The following is a 16,435-nucleotide window of genomic DNA, read 5'->3' as shown; positions in this document are numbered from 1 at the left end:
CCGGGGGCGGGGAGGGGGTTGACCGGGGTGCGGCCGGGGCCGTCGGGGGCAGGAGGGGCTGGCCCGTCGGGGCCCCTTCGTAATTCCCTGGCGCGCCCGCAGGCGATGGGCCTATGCTCCCGGCAATGACTACTTCTCCTGTACACGGATCGGGGGTCTCGTCCGCGCAAGGTGAGTGCTGATGCTCACCGAGACCGCGCACGAAGACTTTCCCGCTTTTCTGCGGCGCCCGGCTCTGCGGAGCCCCGATCTCCGGAGCCCCGCTTTCCGGCGCCCCTCCTTCTGGCCGCGCGTGCGGGAGTTCGCCGTGCCGCCCGCCATGATCGAAGCGGCGACCGCCCGTCGCCTGGCCGGTGACTGGGCGGGGGCCTGCGCCGCCGCCCGCTTCGACGTCGACCTCAACCTCCGTACGGCGGAACGCACATGGGGAGCCGAGCTGGCCGCCCTGGTCCGCGACGACCTCCGCCATCTGGCACCCGACCTGCTGCGCTGGCACCTGCCCAGGATCGCCCCCGACGGACTGCTGCGTCCCGGCCTGACGATGGCTCTCGCGTCCTACGGGGCAGCGGGAGGCGGCGGCGGTCACGTGGTGCACCTCGTGGTCCGGACACCGCCCGCCCGGGCGGATGCCGGCCAACGGGTCAGCCTGGCACTGTGGGACGGAACGGGCGGGGATGCCGGTGCGCCGGGCCCTTCCTCCTCCCGCTACCCGCACCCGCACCCCGACCGGCGCTTCCGGCTCGATGTGCACCGGCATCTGTGGGATGCCCGGCGCGCGGGCGAGCTGAGGATCAGATCCGGAGCCGAACTCCCCGCCTCCAGTGGCGGATCCGGCCCGGAGCCGGTCGCCCCGCACGCGGCCCCGTCGACAGCGGACCTCTTCGCAGTCGTGCCGGAGGGCCATCCGTGTGCCGTCGGCCGGTGGGCGGCAGAGGCGCGGCTGGTGCTGCTGGCCGAGGGACGGACCTCGGGCTCCGTCACCGTACGGCTCTCGCATCGGCACCGGCTGCTGCTGGAACTGCCGGAGCACGACGCGGGCTTGCGGCTGTCGGCGTTGTCCGCGGACAACAAGTCCGCCGCCCTGCCCGTCCTTCCTGATGCGGCGACCTGGGTGCTGCCCGACCTCGAACTGCTGCGTACGGGTGCGGTGGTGGCGGGGCAGCTGCATCCGTTGGTCGCCTCCGCCCTCGTCCCGGACGCCGCTGTTGCCGGTGTACGGGGTGCGGGGGCGCCGGTCCCGCCTCGGGCGGGCGCACCGCACCTGGTGGAGTGCCGGGGAGCCAGGCACCGGATCGCTCTGGTCGACGGGGTGCTCGCCGCGCTCGACCACGACCCGGCCGAACTCCGCCGCGAGGAACTCCTCGTCGCCCTGAACGGCCCCCCACTGCCCTGCCTGCGCGTCATCGACGAGGCACACCGCAGTCCCGAATGCCTCAACGGCGTGCGCGAACGCCTCGCCCACGGCGACATCACCGGAGCACTGGCCGTCGTCGAAGGGCTCCTCGGACCGCAAGCGGTACTGCGCGACGGAGCGCTGCGGGACGAACTGGCGGCTGTCGCGCGGCGCAAGGTCGCGTACGGGCTGTTCCGGGCGGGGCTTTCGGGGCCGAAGCCCGGAGTGCCACGTCGCGGCAAACCCGACTGGGTCGTACGGGACACGGGCGGCCGTCAGCGACGCGACACCGGGCGCAGTTGACCCGCCGCCCACGCCACACGGTCTGCGGCTGACCCGCCGCCGCACCGGGGTTCATTGACCTGCCGCAGGTGTCTCAGCGGCGGGTCGCCGGACCGCCGCCGCACCGTACTTCACCCCTGCCCCACCTCACACCCAAGGTGATCACACATGACTACGAGTGCCCGCTCCACTGCCCCTTCCGTCCCTCTTGCCACAACAAGTCCCCTTCCTCCGGCCGCCACCTCCGAGCTCGACGTCGCCGGTGCACTGCTGAACCTGTTGCGCGACACCACGACCGAACCGCGCCCCGACCACCAGTTGGAGGCCCTCACCCTGGCAGTCGCCGCCGACCTGCCCGTACTGCTGTGGGGTGAGCCCGGCATCGGCAAGACCGCCGCGCTGACCCAGCTCGCCGAGTCCCTGGAACTGCCGCTGACCACCGTGATCGCCAGCGTGCACGAGCCGTCCGACTTCTCCGGGCTGCCGATCGTCGGCGACGACCCGGCGGAGCAGGGCGTGCCGATGGCGCCGCCGGACTGGGCGGTACGCCTGGTGCGGGCCGGGCGGGGACTGCTCTTCCTGGACGAGCTCTCCACCGCGCCGCCCGCGGTGCAGGCCGCCCTGCTCCGGCTCGTACTGGAACGGCGGATCGGCGCGCTCAAGCTCCCGCCCGGCGTGCGGATCGTGGCCGCCGCCAACCCCCGTTCCTCGGCGGCCGACGGCTGGGAACTGAGCCCGCCGCTCGCCAACCGGTTCGTCCATCTGCAGTGGACACACGACCACGAGGTGGTGGTGCGCGGCCTCGGCGGGACCTGGCCCCGCGCGACGCTGCCCAGCCTCGATCCGCACAGGCTGCCGGAAGCCGTGGCCTTCGCCCGCCGCGCGGTGTGCGGGCTGCTCGCCGCCCGGCCCAAGCTGGTGCACCGCCTGCCCAGCAGTGAGACCCGCAGGGGCGGGGCCTGGCCGTCCCCGCGGAGCTGGGACATGGCGCTGTGCCTGATCGCCTTCGGGACTGCGGCGGGTTCGGCGAGGGAAGTACTGTCCGAGCTGGTCAGGGGCACGGTGGGGGACGGCCCCGGGCTGGAGCTGCTGGCCCACCTGGACCGGATGGACCTGCCGGACCCCGAACTCCTCCTCGCCGACCCCTCCACCGCCGAGCTCCCCGCACGCGGGGACCTGCGCCAGGCCACGCTGGAGGGTGTCGTCGCCGCGGTCCGCAACCGCGCGGACAAGGCCCGCTGGGACGCGGCCTGGCAGCTGCTGGTACGGGCGATGGAGACCGGCGCGCCGGACCTGATCGTCGTACCGGCGACGACCCTGGCGTCCCTGCGGGAGGAGGACTGGGACGTTCCGCCCAGCATCGAGCGACTGGCGGGCGTGGTGGGGCTGTCGCAGCGGGCTGACCGGGCGGCGGACCGCGCCGGGGCACGGGCGGCGACGGCCGGGGCGAGGGCGGGCCGATGACCAGTCCTTCAGGAGGCACCGCCCGGCCCGGGCCGGCCTCCGCCGGGCGCCCGGCACCCGGAGCCCGTCAGGCTCCCGCTCCTTGCCCGGCCCCCGTCGGCCGCCCAACTCCCGGAGCCCGCCACGCCCCCGCTCCCCGTCCGGCCCCCGTCGGGCGGCCCCGCCCCGTACCCCTCGCGATGGACCACGACAAGCTGTACGCGGCCCGGCTGCAGGCAGCCCGAGCACGGCCCTATCTGGCGACGGCGCTCTTCGCCCTGCACGTCGTCGAAGACCGGGCGGTGCCGACGATGGCGGTCGACGCGCACTGGCGGATGTACGTCTCGCCGGGGTTCGTGCGGTCCACGCCGGAGGAGGAACTCGCCAGTGTGTGGGTGCACGAGGTGTCGCACCTGCTCCGCGACCACCACGGGCGCGGCGAACGGGTCGCCGCGCAACGTGGTCTGAGGGGTCCCGGGGAGCGGCTGCGGATGAACATCGCCGCGGACTGCGAGATCAACGACGACGCGTTCGGAGACGGACTGGTCAAGCCGGAGGGAGCGGTCCATCCGGCGATGCTGGGGCTCCCGGCGGGAGAGCTCATGGAGGACTATCTGCACCAGTTCCGGCTCGGCCCGCGCACGCAGGGGCTGGCCTGGCTGGACTGCGGAAGCGGCGCGGACGGCCGGGCACGGGAGTGGGACCTCGGCCCGGATGGGGCGCGCGCCCTCAGCCGGCAGCAGCGGGACGCCGTCCGCTTCCGGGTGGCGCAGGGCATCAAGGGCCGCCCCGGGGACACCCCCGAGGGGTGGCGGCGCTGGGCCAAGGAGGCTTTCCACCCGCCGCAGCCCTGGCGTGAGCTGCTGGGCGCGGCGATCAGGGCAGCCGCGTCAGGCTCCGGGTCCGGCGACGACTACACCTACGGGCGGCCCGCCCGCCGCTCGGCCGGACTGCCCGGGGTGGTCCTGCCCAGCCTGCTGCGTACACCGCCCCGGGTGACGGTCGTCATCGACACCTCGGGCTCCGTCAGCGACACCGAACTGGGCAGCGCGCTGCTGGAGGTCGCCGCGATCGCCAAGGCCGTGGGCGGACGCCGCGACCTGGTCACGGTGGTGTCGTGCGACGCGGCGGCCGGGATCGCGCACCCGCTGTGCCGGGCGGAGGGAATTCCCCTGATGGGCGGCGGCGGCACGGACCTGCGCTCCGGCTTCGTACGGGCGCTCAGGGCCCCGGTGCGCCCCGATGTGATCGTGGTCCTCACCGACGGCCAGACGCCGTGGCCCTCCTCACGTCCGCCGTGCCGGACGGTGGTCGGCCTGTTCCCCCGGCCCGGCCACAGCCCGACCTGGGACGAGTCCGACCCCGACTACGTACCGGACAGGCCGCCGGAGTGGGCGCGGGTGGTGGAACTGGGCTGAGGCCCCCGCCGCCCCTCGGGGAGAGCCCGCCGGTGGCCGGGGCCCAGTGGGGTGGCGCGCGACACATGACTGCAACAAATTCTCGTACAACCCTTCCCCCCCTTCGAACGTCTGACCGTGCAACGTCCCATAATGGGCGCGTACAAATTGTCGACAAATATCCATCCCCGATCCGCGGCAGGGGGTACACGGGGATTTACGAGGAGCTGAGAAGGACATGGGCGACCATGGCAGGGGCGGGCGTTCGCGATCGGGCGGCAGCAGAAGGAAACAGGGCTCCGGGCGCCGGGCGCAGCCCTCAAGGGCGCGTGCCGATCCCGGACGGGAACAGACGACAGGCGGCGGGCGGGCCGCAAACCGGCGCAGACAGCGCAAACCGCGCAGCAGGTTCGGCAAACTGCTGTGGGTGCTGCTCCCGGTGCTGCTGGTGGGCGGCATCGGTGCCACCTGGATGTACTTCAAGCTCGACGGCAATCTCAAGAGCGTCGACATCGACGCGGCGCTGGGCGGCGACCGGCCGCCGGAGACGGACAACGGCTCGCTGGACGTCCTCGTCCTGGGCTCCGACTCGCGTGGTGGTGAGAACAAGAAGTACGGCGAGGACGTGGGCAGTGCCCGCTCCGACGTCGCGATGATCGTGCACGTCCACAAGGGCGGGGAGAAGGCCAGCGTCGTCTCGATACCCCGGGACACCCTGGTCACCCGCCCCGAGTGCATGGGCCAAACGAAGATCAGGCCCGAGGCCAAGCGGCAGGTCTTCAACACCGCCTACGAGATCGGCGGGCCGGCCTGTGCGGTGAAGACGGCGGAGAAGCTGTCCGGCATCCGCATGGACCACTACCTGGAGGTCGACTTCTCCGGCTTCAAGGAGATCATCGACTCCCTCGGCGGGGTCAGCATGACCACCAACAAGGCGATCAAGGACCCCAAGAGCCACCTCGATCTCCCGCCCGGCACCCACCGCCTCAACGGCGAGCAGTCCCTCGGTCTGGTCCGTACCCGCAAGACCGTGGGCGACGGCAGTGACCTCGGGCGTATCCAACTCCAGCAGGCCTTCATGAAGGCCCTGATGGAACAGGTCAAGGAACTCGGCCTCTTCAGCAGCCCGAAGAAGCTGTTCGACCTGGCGGACGCGTCGACCAAGACCCTGACCACCGACTCCAAGCTGAACTCGGTCGGCTCCCTGGCGTCCTTCGGCAGCAGCCTCAGCGGCATAGGCGCCAACGACATGAAGGTGATCACCCTCCCCATCGATTACGACAGGATCGACCCCTACCGGGTCGTCCCCCTCAAGGACCAGTCCGAACTGCTCTGGCTCTCGCTCCGCATGGACAAGCCGATACCGGACTCGGTCACCAAGGACTCGGCGGGCGACAAGGTCGACGCCGGCAAGATCGTCCAGGCTCAGGGCGGCTGAGCACCCGGAAACGGGTGAAAGGTACGAAGAAGGAGGGGGCGGCCCGGGCGGGGGCCGCCCCCTCCTCGTCTCCACCGAGGGACCGGCCGAGGGACCGGCCCAGGGACCGAAGGGACTGAAGGGACCGGAATCCGGAACGAGGTTGACGCACCGCGCACACCGGGCGCGCAGGCCGCAGCAACGCCTCGACTGCTCGCCGCGCCGTGCACGACGTACGCGCCGGCCACCATGCGCTGTTCCCGCCGGTTGCCATTCCCGCCGGCCGCCGCTCCCGCCAAACCGCCGCACGCCACTCCCGTCGGCCACCGTTTCCGCCAGTCGCCGCGCCGTACGTCCTCAGCCGTCGCGCCCGGCCCGCAGGCCGCTGAGCAGCCGGTCCAACGCCCTCTCCGTGTCCGCCAGTTCCTGCCCGTGCGCCGAGCGGGCCAGCCACAGCGCGGCCTCGTTCATCGCGCCCGACAGCAGGTGGGCCAGCGGCTCCACCGGCTGCTCGTCGATGATCCCGGCCGCCACGAGGGACTCCAGTGCCTCGGTGAGGTGGCGGGCGGAGGAGCCCTCGTCCATGGCGCGCCACTCGTCCCACCCCAGTACGGTCGGGGCGTCGATGAGTACGATCCGCCGCACCGTCGGATCGGAGCCGGCCGACAGGAACGCGCGGCATCCGGCCCGTAGTTGCTCCCACGGGTCGGCGTGCCGCTCGGCGGCGGCCGCGACCCGCTCGCCCAACTCCTCCTGCACTTCGCCGACCACGGCCCTGAAGAGCCCCGCTTTGCTCTCGAAGTGGTGGTACGCCGCTCCCTTGGTGACCCCCGCCCCCCGGGCAACCTCGGCGAGAACCACGTCGTGATAGCCCTCGGCGGCGAAGCGTGTACGCCCCTCCGCCAGCAACGCCCGCCGTGTCGCCGCCCGTTGTGCGGCCCTCGTCACTGCCATGCGCTCCCGCACCGCCCTTCCCATTTCACATACCCCAGGTATGCTAGCGCCATCTTCACATACCCGGGGTATGTGAATCCGAAGGCGAGCGGACAGAAGGGCAAGCGATGCAGGAGCAAGCCATGCGGCAGCAGTCGATACGGGAGCAGTCGATACGGGAGCAGCCGGTGAAGGAGCGGTCGGTGACGGAGCGGTCGGTGACGGAGCCGGCGGTGACGGAGCAAGCGGGCCAGCAGCGGGCGACGGGGGAACAGGCCACCCGGCTCACCGGCTTCTACCCGGTGATCGCCACCCGTGACGTCGCCGCGTCACGGGACTTCTACGTCCGTCACTTCGGCTTCGAGGTCACCTTCGAGGCCGACTGGTACGTGAGCCTCCACCGGCCGGACGCCCCCCAGTACGAACTCGCCCTGCTCGACCACACCCATCCGACCCTCCCCGAGGGCCACCGCACCGCGCTCCGGGGCGGCCTCCTGCTGAACTTCGAGGTGGACGACGCCGACGCCGAACACGACAGACTGGTCGGCCGGGCAGGTCTGCCGGAGCTCCTCCCCCTGCGGACGGAGGAGTTCGGGCAGCGCCACTTCATCGTCGCGGCCCCGGACGGCGTCCTGATCGACGTGATCACCCCGGTCCCGGCTACCGGCGACTACAGCGCCCAGTACACCGACGGCCACGCCCCGCAGTCCTAGCCACGCCCCGCAGTCCTAGCCCTGCCCCGCCTCCGGGCGCTGCGGCGCCGCGGGGTTACGTCACTGGCTGCGGGCGTACGTCACAGGTGGGGTTGCCGGTCCCCGGTGACGGAGAGCAGCTGGAGTTTGTCGTAGCTGTCGGTGCCGGGGGTGGCGGTGTAGACCAGGAGGGTCTGGTCCTGCCCCGGATCGAGCAGGGACTGGCATTGCAGTTCGAGGAGGCCGAGGTCGGGGTGGGTGAAGCGCTTGCTTTCGGGGCGCCGGACACCGATCTCGTGCTTGTCCCACAGCGTGCTGAACTCTTCGCTGACGGCCAGCAGCGCGTCGGTGATCTCGCCCGCCCGGGAGGCCGGTCCCTGGCGGGTGTAGGCGGCGCGCAGATCGGAGGTGAAGGCGCGGCTGTGCTGCGGGTGATCTGCCTCCGGATGGATCCGCCTGGCCAGGGGATCGGTGAACCAGCGGTAGATCAGACTGCGGGCCAGTCCGGTGTGGAGGGTGTCGTCCCCGACGAGGGCGATCGCCGGCCGGGTCTGGACCAGTGCCTCCGCGAGTGCGGTGATCACTTGGGCGGGGGTGTCGGCCAGTCGGTCCAGGATGCGCATCATTCCCGGCGAGACGTGGTCGGTCAGAGGGGCAGGGCCGGGGGGCTGGTGTCCGGCGACCTCGAACAGGTGGTTGCGTTCGTCCTGCGTCAGGTGCAGGGCGCGGGCGACCGAGGCGAGGATCGGCTCGGAGGGGGTCGGGCCGCGCTGCTGCTCGATGCGTGCGTAGTAGTCGGCGGACATTCCGGCCAGCAGGGCGACTTCCTCGCGGCGCAGTCCCTGGGAGCGGCGGCGCGGACCGCGCGGCAGACCTACGTCCTCGGGCTGCAGGGCCTCGCGCCGGGTGCGCAGGAAGTCGGCGAGCTGGGCCCGGTCCATGAGCCGTACCTTTCGTGGGGGTCGTGGTAGTCGTGGGATGAGGTGAGGGGGAAGCGGCGGGTGCGGCTACGTCGGCCGTACGGCGGTGACGGGCGCCCGTGCCGGCCGTGCGGAGGTGACGGGTGCGGACCAACTCCAGCAGCCGCCGTGGTGGTCCGCACCGCGACCCGCCGGGAGGGTCAGATCAGGGTTCCGCCGGAGGCTTCGATGCGCTGGCCGGTGATCCAGCCGGTGCCGGGGGAGAGCAGGGCGGCGATCGCGCCGCCGATGTCGTCGGGCAGGCCGACGCGGCCGAGCGCGGTGTTCCCGGCCCAGAATTCGTTGATCTCCTCGTTGTCCCGGACCGCGCCGCCGCCGAAGTCGGTGGCGATCGGCCCCGGGGCGAGGGTGTTCACGCTGATGCCGCGTCCGCCCAGCTCCTTGGCCAGGTACCTGCTGTAGGTGTCGACCGCGCTCTTGACCGAGCCGTACACGCTGAAGCCCTCGCCCGCGAAACGGGCCAGGCCGGTGGACAGGTTCACGATGCGTCCGCCGTCGGCAAGCAGGGGCAGCAGCTCCTGGGTCAGGAAGACCACGCCCTTGAAGTGCACGTTCACCAGGAGGTCGAACGCCTCGACGGTGGTCTGACCGACCGGGGTGAACGCCGCGACCCCGGCGTTGTTGACCAGGTGGTCGAAGGTGTCGCGGCCCCACGTGGTGGCCAGCGCCTCGCGCAGGTTCTCGGCGAAGGCGGGGAAGGACTCGAAGGAAGTGGTGTCCAGCTGGAGGGCGACCGCCTTGCGGTCCAGCGCGCCGACCGCGTCCACGACCTCGGCGGCCTCGGCCTCGTTCGACCGGTAGGTCAGGACGACGTCCGTACCGGCCTCGGCCAGCTTGAGGGCGGTGGACCGGCCCAGTCCTCGGTTGCCACCGGTGATCAGTGCGATCGGCTGCTGAGTCATTCTGTGCTCCTCGTCGTGGTTCACGGCGCGCGGGTGCTGTGCGCCTGCGCAGCGGGAAAACCGCCGTCTCCAGACTGCGCAGGCGGACCAACGGGGGGAAGGCACAGCTCATCCGGGGACAGTGTGTCCCCCCTTCAGCGACCTGCCGCGGATCACGACGCCCGAGTGCCGTAAAGCGTCACTTGCGCCAGAACAGGTGGTGCGTCACACCGCTGGGGCTGGGCACGACATCGAGGTGGAAACGGTCGCGCAGCTCGTCGGGTGACTCCCAGAGCCGCAGCCCGGTCCCGAGCTTCACCGGTGAGACCGCCACGTGCATCGTGTCGACCAGATCGGCGTCGAGGAACTGCCGAATGGTGCTGACCCCGCCGCCGAGCCGTACGTCCTTGCCCTCCGCGGCCTCCCGCGCCCGCGCAAGGACCGTGGCCGGGTCGCCGTCCACGAAGTGGAACGTGGTGTCGGAGAGCGTGAACGAGGGGCGCGGGTGGTGGGTCATGACGAACACCGGGGTGTGGAAGGGGGGTTCGTCTCCCCACCAGCCCTGCCACTCGTGGTCGGTCCAGGGTCCGCGCTGCGGCCCGAACTTGTTGCGGCCCATGATCTCGGCCCCGATGTGGTGGGAGAAGTCCCGGGTGAGGTAGTCGTCCAGGCCCCGGCTGCCTCCCGGGTCGGTGCGTCCCGGCCAGCTCGCCGTGGCGCCGGCCCAGGCGAACATCGCCTCGGGTGAGACATGGCCGAACGGGCGCTCCAGGGTCTGGTCCTCACCCGCCCCGATGCCGTCACTGGAAACGCTGAAGTTCTGGACCTTGAGCAATTGGGTCATGTGTTCCTCCTGAAGGTGCGGCAGCGGCGGGCGGCAACGTGAACATCAGTGGTGATCACGCGTGGTCAGTGCGATCGGAGTGGTGATCCGTTGGGACCAGTGGGAAGACTCCGGGGAACGGCGGAAGTCATCGGTGGCCCCGCCCTCATTCGTCGCTGAGCGCGTCCGCGCGGTCGTCGGTGGGTGCGCCCGTGGCGGGGAGCCGGCCGACGAGCGTGCGGAAGGTTTCGGCGGGGTCGTCGTCCAGGGCCGGGAGGCTCCCGGCGAGCTGGAGAGTGGCGAAGCCGTGGGCCAGGGACCAGGCGGCCAGTCCCGCACGGCGGTCGTCGGAGTGGTGCCCGGCGGCGGGGAGGTCCTCGATGCCCGAGCGCAACGCGCGGGAGGCGCGCTCCTTGGCGGCGGTGAACTCCGGGTCGTCGGTGTGCAGCAGCCGGGGCTGGAACATCACCTCGAAGTGTGCCGGGTGGCCGAGCGCGAACTCCACGTAGCGCACGCCCATTTCGCGCAGCCGGTGCATCCCCTGCGCGGGCGCCTCGGCCAGGTCGGCGGCCAGCAGGTCGAAGCCCTCGGCGGCGATCGCCGTGAGCAGCCCGGCCTTGTCCTTGAAGTGGTGCGCGGGGGCCGCGTGCGAGACCTCGGCACGGCGGGCCAGGTCGCGGAGGCTGATCGCGGCGACACCGTCGCTCCGGATGACCTCCACTGCCGTGGAGAGGAGCGAGCGGCGCAGATCGCCGTGGTGGTAGGTGCCCGTGGAAGCCATGACAGCAGGCTAGCCGACGTCTAGTCGCCGACAAGTAGTCAGTGGAAAGTTGTCGCCGACAAGTAGGCATTGACAAGATACTCGCCGTCGCGCAATCTAGGCATCGTCAAGTTACGTATCGATGCGCGGCACCGGAGAGAAGGAAGCGTCATGACGCACAGCTTGAGCACGGTCCGGCAGTTGTGGCAGCTGCTGGAGCCGGTGCACGCCACGCTCTACTACGCCCCCGAGGCCGCCGAGGAGGCCGCGGCCCTCGGGTACTCCACCGAAGAACGCTGGCCCTCCTACTTCGCCTACCGCGCCGCACCCCTCGGACCGGTGGGGCACCAGCTGGTGAACTCCCTCTTCCACAGCTTCGAGCCCCGCATGGTGGAGCGTTTCGCGGGCCCGGCCTGGCGGACCGCCGCACCGGAGCGGGTGCTGACCGCGCGGAGCACGGCGATGGACCGCGCCCTGCGCAGGATGCTCGGCGACCGCATCGCCTCGCCGGAACTGGACGAGGCAGCCCGGCTCGCCCGGCGCGCCGCACTCGCGGCGGACACCGCCGGCCGCCCCATGGCTGCCGCGAACGCCGCACTGCCCTGGCCCGACGCCCCCCACGCGGTCCTGTGGCACGCCGCCACGGTCCTGCGCGAACACCGCGGCGACGGACACCTCGTCGCCCTGCAGGCCCACGGGCTCGGCCCCCTCGAATCCCTGGTCTCGCACGCCGCCGCCGGAGCGGCACCGGAGGAGGTCTTCAGCAGCCGCCGGTGGAGCGGCGAGCAGTGGGCGGCGGCCCGCGCACGCCTGGGCACCCGCGGCCTGCTGGCGGCCGACGGCAAGGCCACGGACGAGGGGCTGCGCACCCGCAACTCCGTCGAGAAGCTCACCGACGAACTGGCCGCCGCCCCCTGGGACGCGCTCACCCCCGAGGAGACGGCCAGGCTCGCCGACCTGCTCCTGCCCCCGGTGCTCGACATCGTCGGCACCGGCATCCTCCCGATGCAGAGCACCCTGGGCATCGGCATGACGTACGACCACCTGTGAGCACGGACCCGCTCACCGACAGCCGAAGGACGCGGGCCCGGCCCGCGACGACCCCCGGTCCGCGTCGCGCAGGTCGATTACTCAGTCCGGGTCGCGCAAGTCAGTTGCTCAGTCCGCGTCGCGCGGGTCGAACGACTTGGTGTCCACCAGGAGCGGCGCCGGGAAGGCCTTGGCCACCTCGTCCCAGCGGGTGAACTTGAAGTTCGTGCCCTCGCGCTCGCCGTCGGCCGGAGTCGCCTCCCCGTCGTGGGTGACCAGCAGGCCCTGGGGGAAGGCGCGGCCCAGCGGGACGTTGACCACGGTGGAGCCGTCGGAGTGCTGTACGCCGTCGGCGGCCGGGCCGTCGTTGACGGCGAAGGAGCCGAGGTAGGGGTTGCGGCCCTCACGCCCGTACACGGCGAAGCTGTTGTCACCCTGGCTGGAGGCGAGCACATAGCCCTTGCCGTCCTTGGCGTGGTAGACGGTGACGCCCTCCGCGTCGGCGGACAGGTTCTTGCCGCCGAAGCCGGGGTCGTTCGCCTTGTCGAGCACGCACTCCTCCTCGGCCGCGTCGTACGTCCACGGCACCCCGTACTCCCGGACCCGGTCCAGCAGCTTCGGCGTGGCGAACTTCGCGTCCTCGACCCGTACCCGCCACAGGCCGACGGCCTCCTGGGCCGCGTACAGCACCTGCTCCTCCTGGTCGACGGCCATGCCCTCGACCTGCGGGCGCTCACCGGGGTCGGCGCACGGCTGCCACTTCGTACCGTTGGGGAGGGTGAAGCTGCCGGGGAGGTCGAGGGTGTCCTTCGTGCGGTAGCCGACGCGGCCGTCCCGGTCCTCCAGCTCCAGGAGGCGCATGCGGGTTTCCTCCCGCTGCGAGGCGACCACGTAGGCGCGGTCGTCGTCGGTGAACGCGCTCAGCCCGTACGCCGTGCGCTGGTCGTCCACCTGCGTCTCGTCGGCCGCGAAGACGGGCGTGACGCCGGGCGCCGTCACGTCCCTGAGCGGCGGGCGGCCCGCCGCGACGGCCTTCGGGTCGATGGCGTAGGCGCGTATGCGGTCCCGTCCGCGGTCGCTCACCAGCGCCAAGTCGGTCTTCCTGCCGCCGAGTTCGAAGCCGTAGATCACGTCGACGTTGTTGAAGCGGCCCGGGGCGGCGTCCGTGCCCGGTGCCTTCGGGGCGGCGATGTGCTGGAGCCGGCGGCCGTCGAGACCGTAGACGTCGAGGCCGGCCTCCTTGAGAGTGCCGAGGACGATGCTGCGGCCCGGGTCCGAGGGGTCGACCCAGACGGCCGGGTCGTCGGCGTCGGCGTTGCCGCCCGCCTCGTCGTCGTACACCGCGGGCGTCTCCGCCCGGGCGGTGACGGACACCGGGGGAGGGGGAGGGGCAGCGGCGGAGGTGCCGGTCACCGTGAGGACGGCGACGGCCAGCGCGGACAGAGCGGAAGCGCTCACGATACTCCTCGGTAGGTTTGCGGTCGGGCGAGACGTTAGGGGGCGTCGGCGACGCGGGGCGTACGGGGCCGTGAACGCCGGATGGCCGCTCGGTTCGGCGCCGTTCCCCGGAATCCGGGACGCCGGGCTTGCTCCTCCCGTAACGGGAGGTCCTACGGTCCGGGTCATGAAGATTGTTGTGCACGACACCGCCACCGCCATGCTCGATCTCCTCCAACTCCCTCCCGCAGAAAGGCCCGACGCCCTGCGGGACATCCTCGCCCCGTTCCAGGAAGCCCTGAGCGCCGTCGGCGCGGGAGGCATGGACGTGATCGAGGGGCACCGGTCGGGAAGCGGGTTCCCGCTCGACGGGGAGGACCCGCGATTGGCGGCCGCCGTACGGCAGATGCGGGAGGCGGGGGTGTGGGAGCAGATCGAGAGCACCCTCGCCGCTGCGGCCCAGCGGCTGGGCGAGCAGATGCCGGCCGGTACCCGCACCGCGGACACCGTGCACGTCGTGCTGGTGCTCGGCAACCCCGACGACCACCACCTGACGGTGCGCAGCGGCGGCTACTTCGGCCTGGGCGGCTTCCCCGGTGCGATCCACCTCACGATGTGGCCGAACGAGATGAGCCTGGCCCGCATCGGCCACGCCGCCGCCCACGAACTCCACCACAACGTCCGCTATTCCAACGTCCGTTGGGACCCCCAGGCCGTCACGGTCGGCGAACAGGTCGTCGCCGAGGGCCTCGCCGAGGCGTTCGTACGCGAACTCCTCGGCGAGGGAGCGCTCGGTCCCTGGGCGACCGGGCTCCAGGGGCGGGAACTCGACGAGGTGTACGACAAGGTCGTCGCGGGCATCGACGTGGCCGGCATGCAGAACCTGACCGCGTACGTCCACGGTGACGCCACCGCCGAGATGTTCGGCCAACAGCGCGTCGGGCTCCCGGACTTCGCGGGGTACGCCGCCGGACTGCGCATCGCCGACGCCCACCTGGCGGCCACCGGACTGACCGCGGCGGCCAGCGTGGCGCTGCCGGCCGAAGAGGTACTGGTGAACGCAGGCGTCCGCAACCCCAGGTAGCCCCTGGGCCTGCGCGTGCCCGGCCGGCGCCGGTTCCGTACCTGCCCGGCGTGCGTGCCTACCCTGCACCGATGCCGGGCCTGGGCCTGCCCGGCGTGCGCCTGCCCGGCCTGCCCCGGGCGTGCGCCTGCCCGGCCTGCCCTGGGCCTGCGCCTGCCCGGGTGCGCGCGGCCCGCCCCCGACGTGCCAGGACCGTACCTGCCCGGCGCGGCCCGGCTGCGACACTGGCCCGGCTGCGACACTGGGGGGATGACGCACCGCCCCGCCGCGCAGGAACCGTCCCCCGCCAGCCCGTCTTCCGGGGCAGCGGATCCGTCCCGGGACGGCCTCACCGTCGGCCGTACGGCCTCCCTCGTCGGCGTGACCGTGAAGACCCTGCACCACTGGGACGCCATCGGCCTGGTGCGCCCCAGCGGCCGCACCTGGGCGGGCCACCGGGTCTACTCGGGCGACGACGTCGCCCGGCTCCACCGGGCCCTCGTCTACAAGGAGATCGGCCTCCCGCTCGCCGACATCGTCCGGGTCCTGGACGCCCCCGACGTCGACGCGCGCGGGCACCTGCGCCGCCAGCGCACCCAGCTGCTCGACCGCATCGCCCGCCTCCAGGACATGGTCTCCGCCGTCGACCGCATGATGGCGGCCTCGAAGCCCGGCATGCGGCTCACCCCGCAGGAGCAGGTCGACATCTTCGGCGCCGACTGGCAGCCCGCCTGGGTGGACGAGGCCGAGGCCCGCTGGGGCGACAGCGCGCAGTGGGCGCAGTACGAGCGGCGGGCCGCAGCGATGACGCCGGAGGACTGGCGGCGGACCACCGCCGAGACCGAGGCCGTCCACAGCGACCTCGCCACCGCGAAACGCACCGGCGTCACCCCCGGCTCCGCAGCGGCGAACGCCCTCGCCGAACGCCACCGTGCCTCGATCTCCCGGTACTTCGACTGCACGCACACCATGCACGTCTGCATCGCGCGCACGTACGTCACCGAACCCGGCTACACGGAACACTTCGACGCCATGGAACCGGGCCTGACCTACTGGCTGCGCGATGTCATCTTCGCGAACGCCGAGTCCCTGGGCATCGACCCCCGGACCGCGAAGTGGGAGTGACCGGACTCCGAGTGACCGGACTTCGAGTGACCGGCTCCAAGTGAACGGGCCCCCGCGCACGGTCAGCCGGCGTCGCGCGGGGCCCCGTACCAGCGCCAGTTCTCCCGCCGCGGGCGCTCGGCGGTGCCGGTGCGCCCCGTGGCCCACAACAGGGCCTGCCACGGATCGCCGGTGAGCGGAACGTCCGGGAACAGGCGGACGAGGGCCAGTTCGGGAAGGTGCCGCGGGGGCTCATGGGCGAGGCCGAGCCCCTGGGCGGCGTCGTGCGTGTGGACGAGGGTCTCGACGATGCCCATGGCCGCGAACCCCTCCGGATCCGAGGCGCCGAACACATGGGGGGCCAGGGTGGCGGGGTCGGCGGTGTCGACGACCGTGGCGAGCAGTCCGCCGCACGCCTCCACAGTCGTCAGCAGCCCCTCAGGGCCGGCCTCCGGGTCGGTGAAGACGACGTTCGCCGGACCGGCGGGCCGGTCACGGGTGAGCCGCAGGGGAACTCGCGGCGCGCTCATCGGGCCGGCGAGGCCGAAGCGCAGGGCGTAGGTGAGAAGGGAGTCCGCGAGATGTTCCAGGGTCTCCCAGCACGACCACTCCAAGTCGTCCGCCTGCACCTGCCATTGGGGTGCGGGAACGCCGGCGAGGGTGGTGAGGCAGTGGGTGACGGCCTCACGGACGTGCCGGCCGCCGACGGGTGTGCGGGCTTCTCCTGACTGTGGCATGCAGCGCAGCCTATGTCCCCGGGAGGCGGGGGCACAGACCGCGGAGAGGTCTCCGAGCGGGGGC

At 72.3% G+C, this 16,435-nt stretch carries 15 protein-coding genes; 8 read left to right on the top strand and 7 right to left on the bottom strand.

All coding sequences use genetic code 11. From position 1 onward, the window contains the following. The first annotated feature begins 181 nt into the window (after window positions 1-181). From ACFWVV_RS10465 to ACFWVV_RS10450, 4 genes are all read left to right on the top strand, one after another. Window positions 182-1,696, top strand: a complete 1,515-nt coding sequence (locus ACFWVV_RS10465) for a hypothetical protein (protein ID WP_384345350.1) — start codon at window positions 182-184, stop codon at window positions 1,694-1,696. 147 nt (window positions 1,697-1,843) lie between these two features. Beyond that, window positions 1,844-3,139 (top strand): AAA family ATPase, encoded by a 1,296-nt coding sequence (locus tag ACFWVV_RS10460; protein WP_384345347.1) that lies wholly within the window; start codon window positions 1,844-1,846, stop codon window positions 3,137-3,139. Window positions 3,140-3,318: 179 nt separating this feature from the next. Beyond that, entirely contained in the window at window positions 3,319-4,536 is a 1,218-nt protein-coding gene (locus tag ACFWVV_RS10455; RefSeq protein WP_384345344.1) for a VWA-like domain-containing protein, read from the top strand. 406 nt (window positions 4,537-4,942) lie between these two features. Further along, window positions 4,943-5,953, top strand: a complete 1,011-nt coding sequence (locus ACFWVV_RS10450) for an LCP family protein (protein ID WP_384345341.1) — start codon at window positions 4,943-4,945, stop codon at window positions 5,951-5,953. A gap of 336 nt (window positions 5,954-6,289) precedes the next feature. On the opposite strand, the gene ACFWVV_RS10445 is transcribed toward ACFWVV_RS10450, so the two are convergent. Next, complete coding sequence (locus tag ACFWVV_RS10445; protein WP_384345338.1) at window positions 6,290-6,886, bottom strand: TetR/AcrR family transcriptional regulator; 597 nt, start codon at window positions 6,884-6,886, stop codon at window positions 6,290-6,292. 212 nt (window positions 6,887-7,098) lie between these two features. On the opposite strand from ACFWVV_RS10445, the gene ACFWVV_RS10440 reads away from it, so the two are divergent. After that, a complete protein-coding gene (locus tag ACFWVV_RS10440) occupies window positions 7,099-7,578 on the top strand; it encodes a VOC family protein (protein WP_384345555.1) in 480 nt (159 codons plus the stop codon). 80 nt (window positions 7,579-7,658) lie between these two features. Here the strand turns inward: ACFWVV_RS10440 and ACFWVV_RS10435 are convergent, their stop codons facing one another. The 4 genes from ACFWVV_RS10435 to ACFWVV_RS10420 all read right to left on the bottom strand — a co-directional run bounded on the left by ACFWVV_RS10435 (window position 7,659) and on the right by ACFWVV_RS10420 (window position 11,022). Beyond that, the gene (locus ACFWVV_RS10435) at window positions 7,659-8,498 is read right to left on the bottom strand and encodes a helix-turn-helix transcriptional regulator (protein WP_384345335.1); all 840 of its coding nucleotides are present in this window, start codon (window positions 8,496-8,498) and stop codon (window positions 7,659-7,661) included. 179 nt (window positions 8,499-8,677) lie between these two features. Beyond that, window positions 8,678-9,439 carry an SDR family NAD(P)-dependent oxidoreductase gene (locus tag ACFWVV_RS10430; protein WP_384345332.1) on the bottom strand — a complete coding sequence of 254 codons (762 nt, stop codon included), beginning with the start codon at window positions 9,437-9,439 and terminating at the stop codon, window positions 8,678-8,680. A gap of 178 nt (window positions 9,440-9,617) precedes the next feature. Continuing rightward, a complete protein-coding gene (locus ACFWVV_RS10425; RefSeq protein WP_384345330.1) occupies window positions 9,618-10,262 on the bottom strand; it encodes a dihydrofolate reductase family protein in 645 nt (214 codons plus the stop codon). A gap of 145 nt (window positions 10,263-10,407) precedes the next feature. Beyond that, window positions 10,408-11,022: a TetR/AcrR family transcriptional regulator gene (locus ACFWVV_RS10420; protein ID WP_384345328.1), complete on the bottom strand. Its 615-nt coding sequence runs from the start codon at window positions 11,020-11,022 to the stop codon at window positions 10,408-10,410. A 150-nt stretch (window positions 11,023-11,172) separates the two neighbouring features. On the opposite strand from ACFWVV_RS10420, the gene ACFWVV_RS10415 reads away from it, so the two are divergent. Next, entirely contained in the window at window positions 11,173-12,051 is an 879-nt protein-coding gene (locus tag ACFWVV_RS10415) for a hypothetical protein (protein ID WP_384345325.1), read from the top strand. 108 nt (window positions 12,052-12,159) lie between these two features. Here ACFWVV_RS10415 and ACFWVV_RS10410 read toward each other — a convergent pair whose 3' ends face one another. After that, window positions 12,160-13,488 (bottom strand): phytase, encoded by a 1,329-nt coding sequence (locus ACFWVV_RS10410; RefSeq protein WP_384345322.1) that lies wholly within the window; start codon window positions 13,486-13,488, stop codon window positions 12,160-12,162. Between the two features lie 166 nt (window positions 13,489-13,654). Here ACFWVV_RS10410 and ACFWVV_RS10405 point away from each other — a divergent pair, with 166 nt between their 5' ends. Next, window positions 13,655-14,551 (top strand): DUF2268 domain-containing protein, encoded by an 897-nt coding sequence (locus tag ACFWVV_RS10405; RefSeq protein ID WP_384345319.1) that lies wholly within the window; start codon window positions 13,655-13,657, stop codon window positions 14,549-14,551. A gap of 249 nt (window positions 14,552-14,800) precedes the next feature. Beyond that, complete coding sequence (locus ACFWVV_RS10400) at window positions 14,801-15,655, top strand: MerR family transcriptional regulator (protein ID WP_384345317.1); 855 nt, start codon at window positions 14,801-14,803, stop codon at window positions 15,653-15,655. Between the two features lie 62 nt (window positions 15,656-15,717). Here the strand turns inward: ACFWVV_RS10400 and ACFWVV_RS10395 are convergent, their stop codons facing one another. After that, window positions 15,718-16,371: a DinB family protein gene (locus ACFWVV_RS10395; protein ID WP_384345314.1), complete on the bottom strand. Its 654-nt coding sequence runs from the start codon at window positions 16,369-16,371 to the stop codon at window positions 15,718-15,720. Window positions 16,372-16,435 lie beyond the last annotated feature (64 nt).

The sequence above is a fragment of the Streptomyces sp. NPDC058663 genome (assembly GCF_042716745.1).
Taxonomy (GTDB): Bacteria; Actinomycetota; Actinomycetes; order Streptomycetales; family Streptomycetaceae; genus Streptomyces.
The sequence above is the reverse complement of the archived record's forward strand: the minus strand, read 5'-3'. Positions and strand labels throughout refer to the sequence as shown.

Bases quoted from the DNA above. Each gene is read 5' to 3' on its own strand.
- ACFWVV_RS10465 (WP_384345350.1), top strand. From the start codon at position 182: ATGCTCACCGAGACCGCGCACGAAGACTTTCCCGCTTTTCTGCGGCGC.
- ACFWVV_RS10460 (WP_384345347.1), top strand. From the start codon at position 1,844: ATGACTACGAGTGCCCGCTCCACTGCCCCTTCCGTCCCTCTTGCCACA.
- ACFWVV_RS10455 (WP_384345344.1), top strand. From the start codon at position 3,319: ATGGACCACGACAAGCTGTACGCGGCCCGGCTGCAGGCAGCCCGAGCA.
- ACFWVV_RS10445 (WP_384345338.1), bottom strand. From the start codon at position 6,886: ATGGCAGTGACGAGGGCCGCACAACGGGCGGCGACACGGCGGGCGTTG.
- ACFWVV_RS10435 (WP_384345335.1), bottom strand. From the start codon at position 8,498: ATGGACCGGGCCCAGCTCGCCGACTTCCTGCGCACCCGGCGCGAGGCC.
- ACFWVV_RS10430 (WP_384345332.1), bottom strand. From the start codon at position 9,439: ATGACTCAGCAGCCGATCGCACTGATCACCGGTGGCAACCGAGGACTG.
- ACFWVV_RS10425 (WP_384345330.1), bottom strand. From the start codon at position 10,262: ATGACCCAATTGCTCAAGGTCCAGAACTTCAGCGTTTCCAGTGACGGC.
- ACFWVV_RS10420 (WP_384345328.1), bottom strand. From the start codon at position 11,022: ATGGCTTCCACGGGCACCTACCACCACGGCGATCTGCGCCGCTCGCTC.
- ACFWVV_RS10415 (WP_384345325.1), top strand. From the start codon at position 11,173: ATGACGCACAGCTTGAGCACGGTCCGGCAGTTGTGGCAGCTGCTGGAG.
- ACFWVV_RS10405 (WP_384345319.1), top strand. From the start codon at position 13,655: ATGAAGATTGTTGTGCACGACACCGCCACCGCCATGCTCGATCTCCTC.
- ACFWVV_RS10400 (WP_384345317.1), top strand. From the start codon at position 14,801: ATGACGCACCGCCCCGCCGCGCAGGAACCGTCCCCCGCCAGCCCGTCT.
- ACFWVV_RS10395 (WP_384345314.1), bottom strand. From the start codon at position 16,371: ATGCCACAGTCAGGAGAAGCCCGCACACCCGTCGGCGGCCGGCACGTC.